The 18,886-nt window shown below is 58.2% G+C and carries 22 protein-coding genes and 2 pseudogenes; 12 read left to right on the top strand and 12 right to left on the bottom strand.

The genetic code is table 11. The features are described from left to right. Positions 1-105: 105 nt before the first annotated feature. From AACY50_RS20520 to AACY50_RS20510, 3 genes are read left to right on the top strand one after another with little or no spacing between them, the layout of a single operon-like run. On the top strand, positions 106-681 hold the full coding sequence (locus AACY50_RS20520; protein WP_221730501.1) for a YfiR family protein: 576 nt from the start codon (positions 106-108) through the stop codon (positions 679-681). Then, positions 678-1,946, top strand: coding sequence for a diguanylate cyclase domain-containing protein (locus tag AACY50_RS20515; RefSeq protein ID WP_339465446.1), 1,269 nt, complete (start codon positions 678-680; stop codon positions 1,944-1,946). The genes AACY50_RS20520 and AACY50_RS20515 overlap by 4 nt, the downstream gene beginning before the upstream one ends. A 5-nt stretch (positions 1,947-1,951) precedes the next feature. Continuing rightward, a complete protein-coding gene (locus AACY50_RS20510) occupies positions 1,952-2,446 on the top strand; it encodes an OmpA family protein (RefSeq protein ID WP_339434130.1) in 495 nt (164 codons plus the stop codon). On the opposite strand, the pseudogene AACY50_RS20505 reads toward AACY50_RS20510, so the two are convergent. Then, a pseudogene (locus AACY50_RS20505) lies at positions 2,443-2,580 on the bottom strand (LysR family transcriptional regulator); the annotation flags it as partial. The gene AACY50_RS20510 and the pseudogene AACY50_RS20505 overlap by 4 nt on opposite strands. 43 nt (positions 2,581-2,623) lie before the next feature. On the opposite strand from AACY50_RS20505, the gene AACY50_RS20500 reads away from it, so the two are divergent. Beyond that, entirely contained in the window at positions 2,624-3,367 is a 744-nt protein-coding gene (locus AACY50_RS20500) for a hypothetical protein (RefSeq protein ID WP_339465447.1), read from the top strand. Positions 3,368-3,449: 82 nt separating this feature from the next. On the opposite strand, the gene AACY50_RS20495 is transcribed toward AACY50_RS20500, so the two are convergent. The 6 genes and pseudogenes from AACY50_RS20495 to AACY50_RS20475 form a co-directional block, all read right to left on the bottom strand. Then, a complete protein-coding gene (locus tag AACY50_RS20495; RefSeq protein ID WP_339434132.1) occupies positions 3,450-3,926 on the bottom strand; it encodes a hypothetical protein in 477 nt (158 codons plus the stop codon). Positions 3,927-4,067: 141 nt separating this feature from the next. After that, positions 4,068-4,220, bottom strand: coding sequence for a DUF7683 domain-containing protein (locus AACY50_RS28855; protein WP_445261496.1), 153 nt, complete (start codon positions 4,218-4,220; stop codon positions 4,068-4,070). After that, positions 4,217-4,387 (bottom strand): annotated as a pseudogene (locus AACY50_RS20490) (colicin E3/pyocin S6 family cytotoxin); the annotation flags it as partial. The pseudogene AACY50_RS20490 and the gene AACY50_RS28855, both read right to left, overlap by 4 nt. Before the next feature lie 190 nt (positions 4,388-4,577). Next, on the bottom strand, positions 4,578-4,817 hold the full coding sequence (locus tag AACY50_RS20485) for a pyocin S6 family toxin immunity protein (RefSeq protein WP_339434133.1): 240 nt from the start codon (positions 4,815-4,817) through the stop codon (positions 4,578-4,580). A gap of 12 nt (positions 4,818-4,829) precedes the next feature. After that, on the bottom strand, positions 4,830-5,951 hold the full coding sequence (locus AACY50_RS20480) for a colicin E3/pyocin S6 family cytotoxin (RefSeq protein WP_339434134.1): 1,122 nt from the start codon (positions 5,949-5,951) through the stop codon (positions 4,830-4,832). Positions 5,952-6,323: 372 nt separating this feature from the next. Continuing rightward, positions 6,324-7,271, bottom strand: a complete 948-nt coding sequence (locus AACY50_RS20475; protein WP_339434135.1) for a LysR family transcriptional regulator — start codon at positions 7,269-7,271, stop codon at positions 6,324-6,326. Positions 7,272-7,420: 149 nt separating this feature from the next. Between AACY50_RS20475 and AACY50_RS20470 the strand changes: the two genes are divergently transcribed. Further along, entirely contained in the window at positions 7,421-8,947 is a 1,527-nt protein-coding gene (locus tag AACY50_RS20470) for a CoA-acylating methylmalonate-semialdehyde dehydrogenase (RefSeq protein WP_339465448.1), read from the top strand. Between the two features lie 10 nt (positions 8,948-8,957). Continuing rightward, on the top strand, positions 8,958-9,845 hold the full coding sequence (gene mmsB / locus AACY50_RS20465) for a 3-hydroxyisobutyrate dehydrogenase (RefSeq protein ID WP_339434137.1): 888 nt from the start codon (positions 8,958-8,960) through the stop codon (positions 9,843-9,845). An 83-nt stretch (positions 9,846-9,928) separates the two neighbouring features. Here mmsB and AACY50_RS20460 read toward each other — a convergent pair whose 3' ends face one another. The 4 genes from AACY50_RS20460 to AACY50_RS20445 form a co-directional block, all read right to left on the bottom strand. Continuing rightward, entirely contained in the window at positions 9,929-10,279 is a 351-nt protein-coding gene (locus AACY50_RS20460; protein ID WP_122589396.1) for a cupin domain-containing protein, read from the bottom strand. A 107-nt stretch (positions 10,280-10,386) separates the two neighbouring features. Further along, on the bottom strand, positions 10,387-10,758 hold the full coding sequence (locus tag AACY50_RS20455) for a MerR family transcriptional regulator (protein ID WP_221730505.1): 372 nt from the start codon (positions 10,756-10,758) through the stop codon (positions 10,387-10,389). Between the two features lie 47 nt (positions 10,759-10,805). After that, entirely contained in the window at positions 10,806-11,381 is a 576-nt protein-coding gene (locus AACY50_RS20450) for an NAD(P)H-dependent oxidoreductase (RefSeq protein ID WP_339434138.1), read from the bottom strand. A 147-nt stretch (positions 11,382-11,528) separates the two neighbouring features. Continuing rightward, positions 11,529-11,843 (bottom strand): putative quinol monooxygenase, encoded by a 315-nt coding sequence (locus tag AACY50_RS20445; protein WP_339434139.1) that lies wholly within the window; start codon positions 11,841-11,843, stop codon positions 11,529-11,531. Between the two features lie 184 nt (positions 11,844-12,027). On the opposite strand from AACY50_RS20445, the gene AACY50_RS20440 reads away from it, so the two are divergent. The 6 genes from AACY50_RS20440 (at position 12,028) to AACY50_RS20415 (ending at position 18,035) form a co-directional block, all read left to right on the top strand. Further along, positions 12,028-12,618, top strand: coding sequence for an NAD(P)H-dependent oxidoreductase (locus tag AACY50_RS20440; RefSeq protein ID WP_339494090.1), 591 nt, complete (start codon positions 12,028-12,030; stop codon positions 12,616-12,618). 60 nt (positions 12,619-12,678) lie between these two features. Further along, a complete protein-coding gene (locus tag AACY50_RS20435) occupies positions 12,679-13,590 on the top strand; it encodes a LysR family transcriptional regulator (RefSeq protein WP_339539062.1) in 912 nt (303 codons plus the stop codon). Between the two features lie 273 nt (positions 13,591-13,863). After that, positions 13,864-15,213: a GntP family permease gene (locus AACY50_RS20430; RefSeq protein ID WP_339465449.1), complete on the top strand. Its 1,350-nt coding sequence runs from the start codon at positions 13,864-13,866 to the stop codon at positions 15,211-15,213. 15 nt (positions 15,214-15,228) lie between these two features. Then, the gene (locus AACY50_RS20425) at positions 15,229-16,089 is read left to right on the top strand and encodes a MurR/RpiR family transcriptional regulator (protein ID WP_339434143.1); all 861 of its coding nucleotides are present in this window, start codon (positions 15,229-15,231) and stop codon (positions 16,087-16,089) included. Between the two features lies 1 nt (position 16,090). Further along, the gene (locus tag AACY50_RS20420; RefSeq protein WP_339539061.1) at positions 16,091-17,548 is read left to right on the top strand and encodes an N-acyl-D-amino-acid deacylase family protein; all 1,458 of its coding nucleotides are present in this window, start codon (positions 16,091-16,093) and stop codon (positions 17,546-17,548) included. A 118-nt stretch (positions 17,549-17,666) separates the two neighbouring features. Then, entirely contained in the window at positions 17,667-18,035 is a 369-nt protein-coding gene (locus tag AACY50_RS20415; RefSeq protein WP_339539060.1) for a glyoxalase superfamily protein, read from the top strand. 66 nt (positions 18,036-18,101) lie between these two features. On the opposite strand, the gene AACY50_RS20410 is transcribed toward AACY50_RS20415, so the two are convergent. Next, a complete protein-coding gene (locus AACY50_RS20410; RefSeq protein ID WP_339434146.1) occupies positions 18,102-18,464 on the bottom strand; it encodes a DUF6124 family protein in 363 nt (120 codons plus the stop codon). Between the last annotated feature and the right edge of the window lie 422 nt (positions 18,465-18,886).

Genomic DNA, 18,886 nt, shown 5'->3' with positions numbered 1-18,886 from the left:
TTCGGTAATTTCTGACCAGTCAGTCAGGGGTCGCTGTTTCGCTGGTGATTCACCGCTGTGCTATCGTTGCGGCATCATTTCGTTACGATCGAAGAGAATACCTGCATGAAGGTGGCTTTCTGGGCGACAGAGCGCGTGGTTCGCTGCAAGCACGTAGTGCTTGTCGGTCTGCTCTGGTTGTTGGCGGGTGTGGCTGTCGCGCAACCGCAAACGCCGACGGGCATGGCTGAGCAGCGTGCCCGTTCTGTCACCAAGGTCGTTCTTGGCATCCTCAGCTACGCACGCTGGCCAGTGGAACCTGCGCAGTTGCACCTGTGCATCGTCGGCCCCACCGAATACACCGATGACCTGGTCAAAGGCACCACTCAAGCCACCGGCAGGCCGGTCATTGTGCGTCGCCTGCTGGCCGACAACCCAGCCATCGTCAGCGAATGCGATGCGGTGTACATCGGCAAACTGACCGCAGATGAACGCAGTCGCCTGTTCACTTCACTGATTGGCCATCCGGTGTTGAGCATCAGCGAAGGCGACGATCAGTGCACGGTCGGCAGCCTGTTCTGCCTGCGGGTGGGCGACGATCAGGTGGCCTTCGAAGTCAATCTCGACTCCGTTGCGCGTAGCGGCGTGCGCATTCATCCAAGCGTGTTGCAACTGTCCCGTCGTAAACCGGCGGCGCCATGAAACGGTTCAGTTCCAAAGTTCGTCCCACTCTGGGCTCGGTCATCGGTCGCGGGCATTTGATTGTGGCGCTGGTGGCTGTGGCAATGGCCAGTGTTTCGCTGACCCTGCTGGGCGTTCTGGCGCTGCGGGTCTATGCGGATCACAACTTGCACCTGATTGCGCGCTCGATCAGTTACACCGTCGAAGCGGCGGTGGTGTTTAACGACAAGGCTGCGGCCACCGAAGCGTTGGCATTGATTGCCTCCACCGAGGAGGTCGCCGATGCCCAGGTGCTCGATGCTCAAGGCCAACTGATAGCGCGCTGGCAGCGACCGGAGAACGGCTTGATCTCCGAACTGGAAATGCAGACCGCCCGCGCCATCCTGGAGAAACCGATCAGCCTGCCGATCCTCCATCAGGATCGTGAAATTGGACGCATCCTGCTCACGGGGCATGGCGGCAGTCTGATGCGCTTTCTGCTGAGCGGTCTGGCGGGGATCCTTCTCTGTACCGCGATCAGTGCCTGGGTGGCGCTCTATCTGGCGCGTCGGCAGTTGCGTGGCATTATCGGCCCGCTGCACAGCCTCGCTACGGTGGCCCACGCCGCCCGCAGTGAGCGAGCACTGGACCGTCGCGTGCCGCCGGCGCAGATCGCCGAGCTCGACAACCTCGGCAACGACTTCAATGCCTTGCTCGACGAGCTCGAATCCTGGCAAAGCCATCTGCAAAGCGAAAACGAAACCCTTGCCCACCAAGCCAGCCACGACAGCCTGACCGGGTTGCCTAACCGGGCATTTTTCGAGGGCCGCTTGATCCGTGCCCTGCGCACCGCCAGCAAGCTCAACGAGCGGGTGGCGGTGTTGTTTCTTGACAGTGATCGCTTCAAAGGGATCAACGACAATTTCGGCCATGCCGCCGGCGACGCGGTGTTGGTGGCCATCGCCAATCGTGTCCGTGCGCAATTGCGTGAGGAGGATCTGGTGGCGCGACTGGGCGGTGATGAGTTCGCCGTGTTGCTCACGCCGCTGCACAAAGTCGAAGATGCCGAGCGCATTGGCGACAAGATTCTCACCAGCATGGACATGCCCATCGCGCTGCCCGGCGACAGCAGTGTCGTGACTTCGCTCAGCATCGGCATCGCGGTTTATCCCGATCATGGCGTCACGCCGGGTGCTTTGCTCGATGCTGCCGACGCGGCAATGTATCAAGCCAAGCGCTTGTCTCGCGGCGCTCAATTCACCGCTGGGTCGGAGCACCCGGTCGATTCCGTTCAAACCAGGAGCTGACTCTCGTGTTCACACTTTCAATTCGCATTATTTCTGCCCTGCTGTTGTTGGCCTCACTGGCCCTGACCGGTTGCCAGACTGCCCCGCAAAAGGGGCTGACCCCGGCACAAGTCGCAGTGCTTAAACAACAAGGCTTCGAGCTGACCGACGAAGGCTGGGAGTTTGGTCTGTCCGGTAAGGTGTTGTTTGGCAGCGATGTTGAAAGCCTGAACACACAAAGCACCGAGATCGTCGAGCACATCGGCAAAGCATTGATGGGTGTCGGCATCGAGCGCGTGCGGGTCGATGGTCACACCGATGCTTCAGGCCAGGAAAATTACAATCAGCAACTCTCGCTACGCCGCGCCAAGAGTGTTGCCAAAGTGCTCGCCACAGTCGGCATGAAGCAAGAGAACATTCAATTGCAAGGCCTGGGCAGCAGCGAGCCAGTGGCGTCCAACGACACCGCGGCGGGCCGTACGGAAAACCGTCGGGTGTCGATTGTGGTCAGCGCTGATTAATCGGCAAACCGCATCTCCCGAGTCTGCCCCATCAACAGACCCTGATTACGCTCGGTCACCTCACGGATGTAATCCCACAACAGGGTGATCCGCTTCAACTTGCGCAAGTCCTCACGGCAGTACATCCAGAACTTCAAGGAATTCAGGTTAACCCAATGATTACGGGGGCTAACCGCCATGAGTATCCTTGAAGTTCGACCTGCTGTTACAAGCACCGTTACAACCCTCGCTTTTCCCTCGAAGCCGACCACAAGGCTCGCTAAGCCCTATCACTACAGACGCAACGGTATTTACTACATGCGTCTCAGGACTACGGGTAGCACCACTGAGGCTGCTGCGGTTTCTCTTCAGACCAGCAACAGGCGGGACGCATTGGACGCCTCAGAGCAGCTCGCTGGATTCGTCAGGGCCTTTCATCTGGAGAACCCCGAGGCGCCGTGGAGCAAGCTGAAAGAACATTTCCGTGCTGTCTCGGTGGAACTGTTTGAGTCAGGACGTGATGGTAACGTCACGCAGGTGTGGGGCGATTTGCACGATAGTAATGCTGGACCTGTTGGCGGTTCGACCAGGCCCGTGAAGTCCGTAGAGAACGTTCCTGTGTCCCTTTCTGTACTGTCGCCAGCGATGACGTTTGAGATTTTCTCGGCGCTCTACTTGGCTGACCGTGGGCAAGACCAAAAAACCTCAACCCTGAAGGAAACCAAGATTTGCCATGGAACAATCGCGTCGGCTCTTGGAGAACTGGACATGCAGACTCACTCACGGGCGGATCTCGTAGCACTGCGTGAGCACCGTGTTAAGCAGCTCGGATGGGGCGCCGGATATCCAGCAAACTTATTTTTTCAGGCTGCTACACAAGCGACCCCACCCTATAGCTATTTCCAAAAATCGGCGGGGCCAGGAACTGGCTGGATCGAGTGATGTAGCGATCTTTATCGCTCGCTCACACCTTCAGTTTAACCGCCGTGCAGGATGACAGTCCTTTGGTGTGGGCGGGTCTTGATTACAGCACTACATCTTTGTCTTTCAACGCTATTTCTATCACCTGCTCTGGGGATAGTTGCTGTGGATAATCTGCTTCATCGAAGTATTCGTCTGGCCAGAAGATCAGATCGGATATGCGTGCATTGGGTATGTTGATTGCCAACATGCTCAACCAGAACTCGACTTCATGGTCATCGCCATCACCCTCCATAACCCTTCGAGCCAGCTCAACCAACTCTTGCTTGGTCACGTCGGTCACGCGCCGCTCATACGGTGTTGCTAAGACCTTGCGAACCCATGTGTCGTGAGATTGCCCACCATAGATTCCCTGAAAGTCGATGAACTCAAGTGCGGTCATTGCTTCCCGATTGAATGCTGCCACCTGACTCTGGGTGTGTTCTTCGTGCCCGCAATCAATTTCTTCGGAAAGTTTCGTCAGTCGAGCAACCAAAGACTCGTCCAGCAACGGAGGCATTAAATCAGGGCGAAGCTCCATATTTTCTTTCACACTCCATTGATTATTCTTTGAATCCCGGCAAGCCTTGAGCGGCGCAGGTCAGCTCAAATTACAGGTGAGCTGGAAGATAAAACCCGGGTCGAAAATTCGCCTGCCTGCTAAAGCCTCAATGGCTGCGAGCTATGCGACGCTAAGGTTATAACCCTCATCTCCGCGTTGAGGTGAAGACCAGTTCATGATTTTAGCTAACTGAACATCACACCCGTTCGGAAGGTCGATCTCAAAAGCTAAAAATTCGGTTTCTTTGTCAAAAGCTTCAACGGTGTATTTCACGGTTCGACCTCGCGAGTCTTATTTGCGTCTTTAGTTTGCTGTCCAGTCTCGGGATCAAACTCCCCGAGGTGCTTGCCGCGTTTGTTGTACATCTCAACAGCACCATGCTGGCTATCCCACTCGAGAATACTGCCATCCCTAGTTTTCCACCGTTTGCGCAGCCCCCCGCTGATCATGGGAAGCTCCTCTCCGAAGTGGCGGTTTTCCAGCTTATCGACATCGTGGACTTTCCCACCCTTGGCTACTTCGTCTGCATGGTGCAGCTCGAATGATCCACGCTTTCCCCGCTCTATCCCTATAGCGTGCCTTTGGTTCTTGCTTGCCTGTTCGCACGAGAGGACTGGCAATCGAAAATTTTCAGCCTCGTACACCAATAAAAAGATCTAATTCAGTTGGCAATTGCTCATTCATTGCAGTTGAAATTTGCCGGACTTGCTCAGGCGTTAGTAGAAGCTCGCCATCACATTCAGCCGCAAGACTTTGCCATCCGAGAATACCCATTACCGCTTTTTCAAATTCAGGCAGAACTGTTAAAGAGTACTTCAACGAGTCGTCTTCGTTATCTTCGTCCAAAAAACCGCTGATCCATAAATGCATGGTTTTTTCTCTCTATTTAGGGGTGGTTCTTCCGGGTTTTGCTGCCTTGGTTTGCTCGCCTGTTTCCGCGTCGAACTCCCCCAAGTGCTTGCCCTGCTTGTCGTACATTTCAACTGCTCCGTGCTGGCTGTCCCATTCGTAAATTCGGCCCTTACTGTCCTTCCAGCGAGCGCGTTTTTTGCCACCGCCTTGAACAGAGCTTTTGCTTCTCGTGCTTACTGCGTCGGGAAATGCTGCCAGCCCGTCAGCGGGGGCCGGGTGATAGCTATGGTCACCTGATACGCTCAGCGAAATGTAAATCGGCTGAATATCGGCGTTAGGAAATGTGATGATTGCATCTTGGTAGTCTGGTGGATGCACCGGATTGACCAATATCTTATTGGCCTGTTCGGTCGGCGGATAAACCCACACTGGTGGCAATTGCGGAGCACCTTCCAGTGCAGGAATGCCCAGTACGCCATCTGGGTTTACCGCTGGCGTCCAAGTGAGCCCAATCCCGTTGCCGATGTCAGCAACATATGTCTCACCGACTTTATCGCCCTTGATGACAGGGACATTCTCCCAGTCCGTTTTACCGCCCGTGTAGAAGCCGTAGGCGTTAACGGAGCCATCCGGCAAAGTCTTCACGTTGACGCGTACACGGGTGCGGCCAGTTTCAAGCGTTGCGTATTGATCGTTGTTGTAGAAGGCGCTATCAGGTGAAATGCTGGTGTTCGGGATCAGCATCCCAACCGTACCTGTTACAAAGCCAGCAGCAACAACACCTGATCCTTTCAGCAGGCCCAGTGATAGCGACCCGCCAAGACGTTTAGCAATTGCACTGCCAGTAGCAGACCCGCCCACCAGTTGGAGTGGGGTGCCTTGGGCGGTAATCGCTGCCCCGGTTCCAAGCACAGCCCACAGTCCGTAGTCGGCCAGTTTCTCAACAGGCACAAACCCGGATGGGTTCTTGTGGTCGATCACACCATCAGGGAGGTTGCAGCTCTTGGCAAACACACAGCCCATTGTGTCGGGCTTGTCTTCTGGTTTTGGTGATAGGTCTTTGTATTCCGCCCAACGCTGGGCATGGATATCGACAGGCTCAACACCGCTGTAGCGGTAGCCCTTTGGCGGGTTGGGTACATAGCCAGACATGCCGCTTCCTTTCGTCCTTGGGGAGTTCCAGCCTGTAGCTGGGCAGCATCGACGTTGCGGGAAGCTCATGCAATGGCTGTAGGACAAATCCCAAAAGCCGTGCTGAAAGTTCCCTATGTTCCATGTCAATTGCTGGAGGTGCGGAGGATAAATGGTTGGGAAAGGACTTTGAATGGTGGCAGTTTGCCGTAGCGCTTTCATCGCAATCCTCGACAATGCAGCCGCCATGACAGCGTTAAATTCGAACAATCAAGATATGGGCTTCGATGCGCTTTCAAAGTTACAAGTCGTGTACCAACCCCTGTTACAAAACGGTTGAAAAGGGCGTGCTGACCTCGCTACGATCCGGCCACCTGATTCCTTGAAAGCCTGTCAGTCAGCAAACCGCATCTCCCGAGTCTGCCCCATCAACAGACCCTGATTACGCTCGGTCACCTCACGGATGTAATCCCACAACAGGGTGATCCGCTTCAACTTGCGCAAGTCCTCACGGCAGTACATCCAGAACTGTCGGGTGATGTCGATTTCCTCCGGCAACACTGGCAGCAGGCGCGGGTCCTGTGCGGCGAGGAAGCACGGCAGAATTGCCAGTGAGCGCCCCTGCTGCGCTGCGACGTATTGCGCGATCACGCTGGTGCTGCGCAGGTTTGCGCTGGCGCCTGGCAGCACGTTCGCCAGGTACAACAGCTCCGAGCTGAACGCCAGATCATCCACATAACTGATGAATTGATGCTTGCTCAGATCGGCCGAGCGGCGGATGGGTGGGTGTTGGTCCAGATAGTCCTGTGTTGCGTACAACTGCAAGCGGTAGTCGCAGAGTTTGCAGCACACGTATGGCCCGTGTTCCGGGCGTTCCAGGGCAATGACAATGTCGGCTTCGCGTTTGGACAGGCTGATGAAGTGCGGCAGGGGCAGGATGTCCACCGAGATCGCCGGGTAGGCGTCGACGAAGTGGCTCAACTGCGGCGTGATGAAAAAGCTGCCAAACCCTTCGGTGCAGCCCATCCGCACATGCCCGGACAGCGCCACGCCGGAGCCTGACACCTGCTCGCAGGCCATGTGCAATGTGCTTTCAATCGACTCGGCATAGCCGAGCAAACGCTGGCCTTCGGTGGTCAGGACAAAGCCGCTGGTGCGTGACTTTTCGAACAGCAGCGTACCGAGCGCCGCCTCCAGCGAACTGATCCGCCGCGACACCGTGGTGTAGTCGACGGCGAGCCGTTTGGCGGCGGTGCTGGCCTTGCGGGTGCGGGCGACTTCGAGGAAAAACTTGAGGTCGTCCCAGTTCAGTGAACCTAGTGAGGTGATGTTTTTTTGCATGATGGACGGGCTTATATGTGCGTTCTTATTAGAAGTTTGCACATCTATACTCCAAAAACCGTCCGACAACCAATTCGTGGCACACGCCTCATCTCAAGGCGAACCCTTCGCCTTGGCTCCTACGATAAGAACAAGTTCTGGAGACCAGCATGAACGCATCGCTTACGCCCAACGACACCACGCTGCAGAAGGTCAAGCTGCTGATTGACGGCGAGTGGGTCGAGTCGCAGTCCACCGAATGGCACGACATCGTCAATCCGGCGACCCAGCAAGTGCTGGCCAAAGTTCCGTTCGCCACCGCCGCTGAAGTCGACGCCGCTGTCAGCGCCGCGCAACGCGCCTTCCAGACCTGGAAGCTGACCCCGATCGGCGCGCGTATGCGCATCATGCTCAAGCTGCAAGCGCTGATCCGCGAGCATTCCAAGCGCATTGCCTTGGTGCTGAGCGCCGAGCAGGGCAAAACCATTGCCGACGCCGAGGGCGATATTTTCCGTGGCCTGGAAGTGGTCGAGCACGCTTGCTCAATCGGCACGCTGCAAATGGGCGAATTCGCCGAGAACGTTGCCGGTGGCGTTGATACTTACACCCTGCGTCAGCCGATCGGCGTTTGCGCCGGCATCACGCCGTTCAACTTTCCGGCGATGATTCCGTTGTGGATGTTCCCGATGGCCATCGCCTGCGGCAACACCTTCGTGCTCAAGCCTTCGGAGCAGGATCCGCTGTCGACCCTGCTGCTGGTGGAATTGGCGATTGAGGCCGGTGTCCCGGCAGGCGTGCTCAACGTGGTGCATGGCGGTAAAGACGTGGTTGATGGCCTGTGCACGCACAAAGACATCAAAGCCGTGTCCTTCGTCGGTTCGACCGCTGTTGGTACTCACGTTTACGACTTGGCCGGCAAACATGGCAAACGCGTGCAGTCGATGATGGGCGCGAAGAACCACGCCGTGGTGTTGCCCGATGCGAATCGCGAGCAGGCGCTCAATGCACTGGTCGGCGCCGGTTTTGGCGCGGCCGGGCAACGTTGCATGGCGACTTCGGTGGTCGTGCTGGTGGGTGCGGCCAAACAATGGCTGCCGGATCTCAAAGCCCTGGCGCAGAAGCTCAAGGTCAACGCCGGCAGCGAGCCGGGCACCGATGTCGGCCCGGTGATCTCGAAGAAAGCCAAGGCGCGGATCCTCGACCTGATCGAAAGCGGTATTAAGGAGGGCGCCAAGCTTGAGCTGGACGGTCGCGATATCAGCGTGCCGGGTTACGAGCAAGGCAACTTCGTCGGCCCGACCCTGTTCTCCGGGGTGACCACCGACATGCAGATCTACACCCAGGAAATCTTCGGCCCGGTGCTGGTGGTGCTGGAAGTCGATACCCTCGACCAGGCCATCGCGCTGGTCAACGCCAACCCGTTCGGCAACGGCACGGGCCTGTTCACCCAGAGTGGTGCGGCGGCGCGCAAGTTCCAGACGGAAATCGACGTCGGTCAGGTCGGCATCAACATCCCGATTCCGGTGCCGGTGCCGTTCTTCAGCTTCACCGGTTCCCGTGGTTCGAAACTCGGCGACCTCGGCCCGTATGGCAAGCAAGTGGTGCAGTTCTACACGCAGACCAAAACGGTCACGGCGCGTTGGTTCGATGACGACAGCGTCAATGACGGCGTGAACACCACCATCAACCTGCGCTGAGGAACGAGCCATGAAAATCGCATTTATCGGTCTGGGCAACATGGGCGCACCGATGGCGCGCAACCTGATCAAGGCCGGCCATTCACTGAGTCTGGTCGATCTGAACAAAACCGTGCTGGCAGAACTGGAACAACTGGGCGGCACCATTCGTGCCTCGGCGCGCGAAGCCGCTGAAGATGCAGAACTGGTGATCACCATGCTCCCGGCGGCAGTGCATGTGCGCAGTGTCTGGTTGGGAGAGGACGGCGTGTTGGCCGGTATCGGCAAAGGCGTGCCGGCAGTGGATTGCAGCACCATCGATCCGCAGACCGCTCGCGATGTGGCGGCGGCCGCTGCCAAGCAAGGTGTGGCGATGGCGGACGCACCGGTTTCCGGCGGCACGGGCGGCGCCACCGCCGGGACGTTGACTTTCATGGTCGGTGCAACGCCGGAACTGTTTGCGACTTTGCAACCGGTGCTGGCGCAGATGGGCCGCAACATCGTGCATTGCGGTGAAGTCGGCACCGGGCAGATCGCCAAGATCTGCAACAACCTGCTGCTGGCGATCTCGATGGTTGGCGTCAGTGAAGCCATGGCATTGGGCGATGCACTGGGGATCGACACCTCGGTGCTGGCCGGGATCATCAACAGTTCGACTGGTCGCTGCTGGAGTTCGGAAATGTATAACCCGTGGCCTGGCATCGTCGAAACGGCACCGGCCTCGCGCGGTTATACCGGCGGCTTCGGTGCCGAACTGATGCTCAAGGATCTGGGGCTGGCGACTGAAGCTGCGCGTCAGGCACACCAACCGGTGGTGCTCGGCGCGGTGGCGCAGCAGTTGTATCAAGCGATGAGCCAGCGGGGGGACGGCGGGAAAGACTTCTCGGCGATCATCAACAGCTATCGCAAACCGCAATAGCAATCGCCGCCGATGTAGGGGCAATCAACGTGCAGTCAGTGTTGCCGGGAAATCACGTCGGGTGATTTCCCGGTTTTTTTTCATCAGGCGAACACGAAATATTTGCGCACGGTCTCGACCACTTCCCAAGTGCCTTTCATGCCCGGTTCAACCACGAAAATATCGCCGGCGCGCAGATGAATCGGCGCCATGCCGTCCGGGGTGATCACGCAGTAGCCTTCCTGAAAATGGCAGTACTCCCACTTCACGTATTCAACGCGCCACTTGCCCGGCGTGCAGATCCAGGTGCCCATGATCTTGCTGCCGTCTTCGCTGGTGTAAGCATTGAGGTTGACGGTGTGCGGGTCGCCTTCGAGTTTTTCCCATTTGCAGGCGTCGAGTACCGGCAGCGGGTGGGTGTCGCGCAGAACGGTGATAGGGGCGGTCGCGGTCATGAGGACTCCGGGGGGTGGACATGAGGAATGAAGTCGCACCCTATAGCGCCGGCTCGCCGCTCAGTTGTCTGTGCTCGACATCGAGCTGCTCAGAAACGCGCCAACACTTACAGATTTTCCAGCGGGCATTGCTCTCGGGCCTGTTGCAGGTTTGCGTCAAATGCCACCAACTGCGCGTGCTGTCGAGAAAGTTTGGCGATCTGGTCGCTGATCTCGCGTTTTTTGTCTTCGATGGCCTGCTGTGCCAAAGCCCAAGGCATCGACTCACCGTGATGGCCTGCGAAAATTTTCTGCAGCTCCATAAGTTTGAAGCCCATCTCCTTCGCACACTTTATAAAACCCAGCAGTTCGACGCTTTGCTGATCGTAGACGCGATATTTGCCCTGTCGTCGAGGTGGGGGCAGCAATCCAATAGCCTCGTAATGGCGGATGGTTTTGACCGTGGAGCTGGCGCGTTGAGCGGCTTCGCTGATGTACATGAACAGTCCTTTTTACCTTGGCTTTGCCTCAGTGATTATCGCCAGACTCAACGACTGACGATAGCCTGCGCCTGTAGCAACCACGCCTGTCGCTGCTGAGCGCTTGAGCCCAGCACCGGGCCGAACGTGAGCGTGCGCAGTGGTTTTATTCCGCAGAACGCTAGGGTGCTCTTGCGTACTTCATGCAAGGCGGGCATGCGATAGACCCAGCGGTAATACCAGGGCGGCGTGTCCATGGTCACCAGCAAATCCGCGGTGCGGCCTTTCAGCAATTTGTCTGGGAACGCTTTGCCTTTGCGGTATTTGAAGGCGAAACCCGGCAACAACACCCGATCAAAAAAACCTTTGAGCAGCGCCGGTATGCCGCCCCACCAGATCGGGTAAACCAGCGTCAGATGCTCGGCCCAGAGGATGTCGGACTGTGCCGCACTCAAGTCATCTTCCAGCGCTTGAATCTGTTGATAGCCCTGGCGTAACACCGGATCGAAGTTCATTTCACCAAGTCGCAACTGGCGAACTTCGTGTCCGGCATCGAGTGCCGATTGTGCATAACTTTCGGCGAGTGCGGCGCACAAGCTGTTCGCCGAAGGATGCCCGAGAATCAACAGAATACGTTTGCCCATCGTCATCGTCCTTGCTGATGAAAAAGCCAAGGATGAAGTCTGCCCCTTAGGGGAGAGTCAAGGCGCGCAGCAAGGCGTTGGCGTAATTGGGCCGGGCGCTGAACTCCCGGGCGCGCACCATCAAGCGGCGCCGCGCCCACTTGCTGATCAGCGGTTAGCCGATGCTTCGCTGAGCATGTCGATCAGACGGATATCGAAATCGCGCTCCAGATAGTCCATGCGCTCGGCGTAAAACGTCTTCATGTGCGGCAGCGTCGAATGCACATCGAGATGCGCCTGGGACTCCCAGACCTCGTAAAAGATGAACAGCGTCGGATCTTCTTTGTCGCGCAGCATGTGGTATTCGATGCAGCCCGGCTCAGCGCGGCTTGGCTCGACGTAGGCGCGAAACAGCGTTTCGAAAGCCTCGGCTTTCTCTGGGCGGGTCTTGGCGTGCAGGATGAAACCCCGGCGTTCACTCATCAGAAACGACTCCTCCAATTCAGATGGCTGTGAATGCTATGGCAACAATCAGATATCGATTCATGCGTTTTACTCAAATGTATTTTGCGCCATCCCGGCTTATTCCGCGCAAGAGGGATGGTTAATCTGCCGCCATTCAATTTTCCTTCTCCATCCAGCCCAATGGCTGCGCCGAGGCTTTCTCATGAAAAAAGTTCTGTTGCTCAATGGCGGTAAAAAATTCGCCCACTCCGACGGTCGCTACAACACCACCCTGCATGAAACAGCGCTGTGCGTGCTGGATCGTGGCGGTATGGATGTCAAAACCACCTTCATCGACGAGGGTTACGACGTTGCCGCAGAAGTGGCCAAATTCCTTTGGGCCGACGTGATCATTTATCAGATGCCGGGTTGGTGGATGGGCGCGCCGTGGACGGTGAAAAAGTACCTCGACGAAGTCTTCACCGAAGGCCACGGCAGCCTGTACGCCAGTGATGGCCGCACCCGTTCCGACGCGTCGCAGAAGTACGGCAGCGGTGGGCTGATTCAGGGCAAGCAATACATGTTGTCGCTGACCTGGAACGCGCCACAGCAAGCCTTCGATGATCCGAACGACTTCTTTGAAGCCAAAGGCGTGGACGCGGTGTACTTCCCGTTCCACAAGGCCAACGAGTTTTTGGGCATGACCGGCCTGCCGACCTTCCTCTGCGTTGACGTGATGAAACGCCCGAACATCGAAAACGATGTGGCGCGTTATGAGCAGCATTTGACCGAGGTGTTTGGCCTCAAGGCTTGATGCTCGGCTACTATCGAAGGCCTGAACCTGCGGTGCAGGCCAATCGATCCGAGGACACCCGTGAAAGCCAGATCCGATGAGTTGCAGATTTTCGTCTGCGTGATCGAATGCGGCTCGATTTCCGCCGCCGCCGAGCAGGTCGGGCAAACGCCGTCGGCGGTCAGCCGCACCCTGTCGCGGCTGGAAGCCAAGCTCGACACCACGCTGATCAACCGCACCACGCGGCGCATGGACCTGACCGAAGAGGGCAAGTATTTCTTCGAGCACGCCAAGCTGATTCTCGATCAGATGGACGCGCTCGAAGAACGTCTGTCCTCTCGCCAGCAAACGCCGTCCGGACGCCTGCGGATCAACGCCGCGTCGCCGTTCATGCTCCACGCCGTCGTACCGTATATCGACGAATTCCGCTGGCTCTACCCCGACATCCAGCTCGAACTCAACAGCAATGACCTGATCATTGACCTGCTGGAACAGAGCACCGACATCGCCATCCGCATCGGCACCCTGGCCGACTCGACGCTGCATGCGCGTTCGCTCGGATGCAGTCCGCTGTTGATCGTTGCCAGTCCCGCCTATCTCGAAAAGCACGGCACGCCGCTGCAAGTGGCCGATCTGAGCGAACACACCTTGCTCGGATTTACTCAGAACGAGGGCCTCAATCAGTGGCCGTTGCGTTATGTGCACGGCGACCGCTGGCCGATCACCCCGGCGATCAGCGCCTCCAGTGGCGAGACCGTGCGGCAACTGGCGCTGGAAGGGCAGGGCATCGCGTGCCTGTCGCACTTCATGACCATCGATGACATTCGCACCGGGCGCCTGAACGTGGTGCTGGCCGAGTTCAACAGCGGTTATCGCCAGCCGATCAACGCCGTGTATTACCGTAACTCGCAACTGGCGCTGCGCATTCAGTGCTTCCTCGACTTCATCCAGAGCAAACTCGCCGCCTACGCCAGCGCCGATTTCAAAGGCTGAATGAGGTGCGCGACAAGCAAGCCCGGCCCCCACCGTTGCTGTCGCCTGACACACCGCCTTCGTGAGCAAGCCCACTCCCACAGGGTTTTGTGTTAACCCCGTAACGATGTAAATCCCACCCCGCAATTTTCAATAATCGCGACACGGCCTGTTCATCCGCGACAGGTCTTACCTCTCCACGAAAATAACTTTCATGGCGTTTGAAAACTCGATCTCGAAATGATTTATGAGTTTCACAACCCATTCGAACGTGACCCTTTCGAGGAGTACCGCATGACGCCTTCCTTCGGCTATTGGCTGCTGGTCTACGCCGCCGTCGCCATCATTGCTCTGATCGTGCTGATCGCCCGTTACCGGCTCAACCCGTTCATTGTCATCACCCTGATTTCCATCGGCCTAGCGCTGGTCGCGGGTATGCCGCCGTCCGGCGTGGTGGGCGCGTATGAGGCCGGGGTGGGCAAGACGCTGGGGCATATTGCGCTGGTGGTGGCGTTGGGGACGATGCTCGGCAAAATGATGGCCGAGTCCGGCGGCGCCGAGCAGATGGCGCGCACGTTGATCGACAAATTTGGCGAAAAGAACGCGCACTGGGCCATGGTGTGCATCGCGTTTCTGGTCGGCTTACCGCTGTTCTTTGAGGTCGGTTTTGTCTTGCTGGTGCCAATTGCGTTCACCGTGGCGCGGCGGGTCGGTGTGTCGATTTTGATGGTCGGCCTGCCAATGGTCGCCGGTCTGTCGGTTGTGCACGCGCTGGTACCGCCGCACCCGGCAGCGATGCTGGCGGTGCAGGCCTATCAAGCGTCGGTCGGGCAGACGCTGCTGTATGCGATTGCGATCGGCATACCGACGGCAATCATCGCAGGGCCGCTCTACGCCAAATTCATCGTGCCGCGCATTCAATTACCGGCGAATAACCCGCTGGAAAAACAATTCCTCGACCGCGAACCGCGCGACAACCTGCCAGGGTTCGGCATTACCCTGGCGACCATCCTGTTGCCCGTGGTGCTGATGCTGATCGGCGGTTGGGCCAACCTGATTTCCACACCGGGCAGCGGCTTCAATCAGTTCTTGTTGTTCATCGGCAACTCGGTGATTGCGCTGCTGCTGGCGACCTTGCTGAGTTTCTGGACGTTGGGCATCGCCCAGGGTTTCAACCGCGAATCGATCCTCAAGTTCACCAATGAATGTTTGGCGCCGACGGCCAGTATCACCTTGCTGGTCGGTGCGGGCGGTGGCTTGAACCGGATTCTGGTCGATGCCGGTGTGACCGATCAGATCGTTGGCCTCGCTCACGAATTTCATCTGTCGCCGCTGATGATGGGCTGGCTGTTTGCGGCGTTGATGCGCGTGGCAACAGGATCGGCCACGGTGGCGATGACCACCGCTTCGGGCGTGGTTGCGCCAGTCGCCATCGGTCTGGGTTATCCACACCCTGAACTGTTGGTGCTGGCGACCGGTGCCGGGTCGGTGATCTTTTCCCACGTCAACGACGGCGGCTTCTGGTTGATCAAGGAATACTTCAACATGACGGTCGCGCAGACGTTCAAGACCTGGACCGTGCTTGAGACCTTGATCTCGCTGGTTGCTTTCGGTCTGACCGTCGGCCTTTCTTACGTGCTGTAACCGGAGCCCGCCGTCATGGACATCCTCTACCAGATCCGCGCCCGTCAGGATTCCTTCAGCGCCGGTGAAGGGCGCATTGCCCGGCTGATGCTCGACGACGTCGGCTTTGCCGCCTCCGCCAGCCTCGAAGAGCTGGCGCAACGGGCCGACGTCAGCACCGCCACACTGTCGCGGTTTGCGCGCACGGTCGGCTGTCGCGATTTGCGTGATCTGCGCCTGCAACTGGCCCAGGCCAGCGGCGTTGGCAGCCGTTTTCTCGATCCGGCCGGCACGCCTGAGCAGTCGGCGTTCTACGGGCAGATTGTTGGCGATATCGAAACCACGCTGCGCCAGCATCTGGCGGCCTTCGACGAATCGCGATTTGCCGACGCGGTGAAAATGCTCAGCCAGGCACGCATGATTCACGCGTTCGGCATGGGCGGCTGCTCGACCCTGTGCAGCGATGAATTGCAGGTGCGCCTGGTGCGCCTCGGCTATCCGATTGCGGTGTGTCATGACGCAGTGATGATGCGTTTGACCGCCGCCAGCCTGAGCGCCGAGCAAGTCGTCATCGTCTGCTCATTGACCGGAATTACCCCGGAACTACTGGAAACCGTCGAACTGGCGCGCAACTACGGCGCACGCATTCTGGCCATCACCCGCGCCGATTCGCCGCTGGCCGAACGGGCCGACCTCGTTCTGCCGCTGCAAAGCGCGGAAACCTCGTTCATCTACAAACCGACGGCAGCGCGCTACGGCATGTTGCTGGCCATCGACGTGCTTGCCACCGAGTTGGCGCTGGCCAATCCTCAAGACAATCAAGAACGTCTGCGGCGGATCAAACTCGCCCTCGACGAATACCGTGGCGGCGATGATCACCTGCCGCTGGGAGACTGACATGCTGTACGACACGTTGATTCGTAACGCCCTGATCATCGATGGCAGCAACCGCCCCGGTTACAGTGCCGACGTGGCGATTGTCAATGGTCGCATCGAGCAGATCGGCGACTTGCACGACGCCACCGCGAACGAACAAGTCGACGCTGCCGGCCGCGTGCTGGCACCGGGGTTTATCGACGTGCACACCCACGACGACACCGTGGTCATCCGTCAGCCAGAAATGCTGCCCAAGCTCAGCCAAGGCGTGACCACGGTGATTGTCGGCAACTGCGGGATCAGCGCCTCGCCGGTGACGTTGAAAGGCAATCCACCCGATCCGATGAACCTGCTCGGCACGGCAGCGGCGTTCGTTTATCCACGTTTCAGCGACTATCGCGCAGCGGTCGAAGCGGCCAACACCACGCTCAATGTCGCCGCACTGATCGGCCACACAGCGCTGCGCAGCAATCATCTTGATGACTTGTTCCGCACCGCAACGGCTGACGAAATCAGCGCCATGCGCGAGCAGTTGCGCGAAAGTCTCGAGGCCGGTGCGCTGGGTTTATCCACAGGCCTGGCGTACGCCAGCGCCTACAACGCCTGCACCGATGAAGTGATGCAACTGAGCGAAGAACTCACGGCATTCGGCGCCGTTTACACCACCCACCTGCGCAGCGAATTCGCCCCAGTGCTGGAGGCGATGGACGAGGCGTTTCAAATCGGTCGTCATGCCCGCTCGCCGGTGATCATTTCCCACCTCAAGTGCGCCGGTGTCGGTAACTGGGGGCGCAGTCCGCAGTTGTTGGCCGCTCTTGAAGACGCGGCAAACACTCACCCGGTCGGCTGCGATTGTTATCCGTATGCGGCGAGTTCATCGACGCTGGATCTCAAACAGGTCACCGACGCCCACCGCATCACCATCACCTGGTCGACGCCGCATCCGGAGGTCAGCGGCCGCGACCTGATCGACATCGCCGCGCAATGGAACGTGCCGCTGCTCGACGCCGCCAAACGCCTGCAACCGGCGGGGGCGGTGTACTACGGCATGGACGAGGCCGATGTACGAAGAATCCTCGCGCATCCGTTGTCGATGGTGGGGTCTGACGGACTGCCGGAAGACCCGTTCCCGCATCCGCGTTTGTGGGGCGCTTTCCCACGGGTGTTGGGACATTTCAGTCGTGACGTCGGGTTGTTTCCCTTACACACAGCGGTGCACAAAATGACCGGTCTGTCGGCGGCCCGGTTCGGCTTGAAGGGCAGGGGCGAGATTCGGCAAGGTTACTGGGCCGATCTGGTGTTGTTCGATCCGGCAACGGTGCGTGACGTGGCGGATTTCACCGACCCGCAACGGCCGGCGAAAGGCATTGACGGGGTGTGGATCAACGGTGTTTTGAGTTATGGCGATGGGCAGGCGAATGGGCGAAGGGCAGGGCGCTTTCTTGCCCGCGAGGGCGATTTGCGTGACGGCTTTCGTTGACGTTTCGCGCAGTGCGTCACAGCAGTGGCACATTGCGACTAAAGAAAGCCATCCACAAGCCGAAGTGCTGACATTCAGCCCCGCTACACTTTTGGGCCAATCAGTCAGGGAGCCCCCCATGAGCTTCGGCAAAACCACTCCGATCCTGCGTATTTTCGATGAAGCCAAAGCCGTAGAGTTCTACGTCGACTTTCTCGGTTTCAAGATCGACTGGCAGCATCGTTTCGAAGCGAATTTCCCGTTGTATCTGCAAGTGTCGCGGGGGGAGTGCGTGCTGCATCTGTCCGAGCATCATGGTGATGCGACGCCGGGTTCGGCGCTGCGGATTGAAACGGATGAGCTGGAGGCGTTTCAGCAGCAACTGCTGGCCAGGGATTACAAATTCTCGCACCCTCAGATCCAGGCCATGCCGTGGGGCAGTCAGGACATGACCATTGCCGACCCGTTTGGCAATCGGCTGGTGTTTACCAACGCGATCAGTGTTTGAAACCGTTTTAAGCTGCACAGAAAAGCCCGCAGTCAAACCGTGAGGGTTTGACTGCGGGCTTTTTCGTTACTCAGTCGGCACTAACGTGTCCAACACGCGATTGACGGCCAATTCGGCCAGCATCACCACTTGAGCAATACCTTGCAGTGTCTTGCGGTGCGTGCCTTCAACCAGCGCCACATGGTTGTTGATCATGACCGTGGCCGAACCGAGGGTTTCACTGGCATCGGCCAGCAGGGATTCGGTGTCGGCCTCGGGGTGCGCCATGTACAGCGCGTTGGGTTTGTACGGCGCGGCCATGATTTGGTCGGCGGGTTTGAGGTAATGGTCGAGGGCGCGCTCGGCGGCTTCGTGGAATTTCTTTGAATCGGGCGATTCGTAGGGGGAGACCGTGTCGGTGACCGGCGGGTTGGGCGTTACTTTGAACATGAGCTGTGTTCCCTTCATTGAGCGTCAACCCTTTTGCTACTAAACGAAAGGGAGGCAGCTGTACGCAGGTTAGTAGACCGGGGAACTCAGCTTAAGCCGGCGCGCCGAAGCGCCCTACGTACAGCCACCATCAAGCTCAGGTACGGGAGCACCTGTGATGAATGTACGACCAGCAGAATTACCACGGGCTACTAAACCCGATCACTGGAAATCAGTGACGGACTCAAGTTACCGATGGGCTCCGGGGCGCACAAGCCGGCGGATTCTGGCGCAGGCGTAGGCAGCGGCGCAAGGATTTGTAGGCTGTCGGACGTAACACCGGATGTCTTTAAACAGGTGCGCTGCGAAGGGTTTATTGCACTACAGAGATCAAGGATTTGCCTGTCGGATTTCGGTGCTGCGACTGACGCCTTCGCGAGCAA

The organism is Pseudomonas sp. RA_15y_Pfl2_54 (assembly GCF_963971015.1).
Taxonomy (GTDB): Bacteria; Pseudomonadota; Gammaproteobacteria; order Pseudomonadales; family Pseudomonadaceae; genus Aquipseudomonas; species Aquipseudomonas baetica_A.
Note: the sequence above shows the minus strand (reverse complement) of the source record. Positions and strands in the feature narration are given on the sequence as shown.

Excerpts from the sequence above, each read along its gene's own strand:
- AACY50_RS20520 (WP_221730501.1), top strand. The coding sequence starts at position 106 with ATGAAGGTGGCTTTCTGGGCGACAGAGCGCGTGGTTCGCTGCAAGCAC.
- AACY50_RS20515 (WP_339465446.1), top strand. The coding sequence starts at position 678 with ATGAAACGGTTCAGTTCCAAAGTTCGTCCCACTCTGGGCTCGGTCATC.
- AACY50_RS20500 (WP_339465447.1), top strand. The coding sequence starts at position 2,624 with ATGAGTATCCTTGAAGTTCGACCTGCTGTTACAAGCACCGTTACAACC.
- AACY50_RS20495 (WP_339434132.1), bottom strand. The coding sequence starts at position 3,926 with ATGGAGCTTCGCCCTGATTTAATGCCTCCGTTGCTGGACGAGTCTTTG.
- AACY50_RS20485 (WP_339434133.1), bottom strand. The coding sequence starts at position 4,817 with ATGCATTTATGGATCAGCGGTTTTTTGGACGAAGATAACGAAGACGAC.
- AACY50_RS20480 (WP_339434134.1), bottom strand. The coding sequence starts at position 5,951 with ATGTCTGGCTATGTACCCAACCCGCCAAAGGGCTACCGCTACAGCGGT.
- AACY50_RS20475 (WP_339434135.1), bottom strand. The coding sequence starts at position 7,271 with ATGCAAAAAAACATCACCTCACTAGGTTCACTGAACTGGGACGACCTC.
- AACY50_RS20470 (WP_339465448.1), top strand. The coding sequence starts at position 7,421 with ATGAACGCATCGCTTACGCCCAACGACACCACGCTGCAGAAGGTCAAG.
- mmsB (WP_339434137.1), top strand. The coding sequence starts at position 8,958 with ATGAAAATCGCATTTATCGGTCTGGGCAACATGGGCGCACCGATGGCG.
- AACY50_RS20460 (WP_122589396.1), bottom strand. The coding sequence starts at position 10,279 with ATGACCGCGACCGCCCCTATCACCGTTCTGCGCGACACCCACCCGCTG.
- AACY50_RS20455 (WP_221730505.1), bottom strand. The coding sequence starts at position 10,758 with ATGTACATCAGCGAAGCCGCTCAACGCGCCAGCTCCACGGTCAAAACC.
- AACY50_RS20450 (WP_339434138.1), bottom strand. The coding sequence starts at position 11,381 with ATGGGCAAACGTATTCTGTTGATTCTCGGGCATCCTTCGGCGAACAGC.
- AACY50_RS20445 (WP_339434139.1), bottom strand. The coding sequence starts at position 11,843 with ATGAGTGAACGCCGGGGTTTCATCCTGCACGCCAAGACCCGCCCAGAG.
- AACY50_RS20440 (WP_339494090.1), top strand. The coding sequence starts at position 12,028 with ATGAAAAAAGTTCTGTTGCTCAATGGCGGTAAAAAATTCGCCCACTCC.
- AACY50_RS20430 (WP_339465449.1), top strand. The coding sequence starts at position 13,864 with ATGACGCCTTCCTTCGGCTATTGGCTGCTGGTCTACGCCGCCGTCGCC.
- AACY50_RS20425 (WP_339434143.1), top strand. The coding sequence starts at position 15,229 with ATGGACATCCTCTACCAGATCCGCGCCCGTCAGGATTCCTTCAGCGCC.
- AACY50_RS20420 (WP_339539061.1), top strand. The coding sequence starts at position 16,091 with ATGCTGTACGACACGTTGATTCGTAACGCCCTGATCATCGATGGCAGC.
- AACY50_RS20415 (WP_339539060.1), top strand. The coding sequence starts at position 17,667 with ATGAGCTTCGGCAAAACCACTCCGATCCTGCGTATTTTCGATGAAGCC.
- AACY50_RS20410 (WP_339434146.1), bottom strand. The coding sequence starts at position 18,464 with ATGTTCAAAGTAACGCCCAACCCGCCGGTCACCGACACGGTCTCCCCC.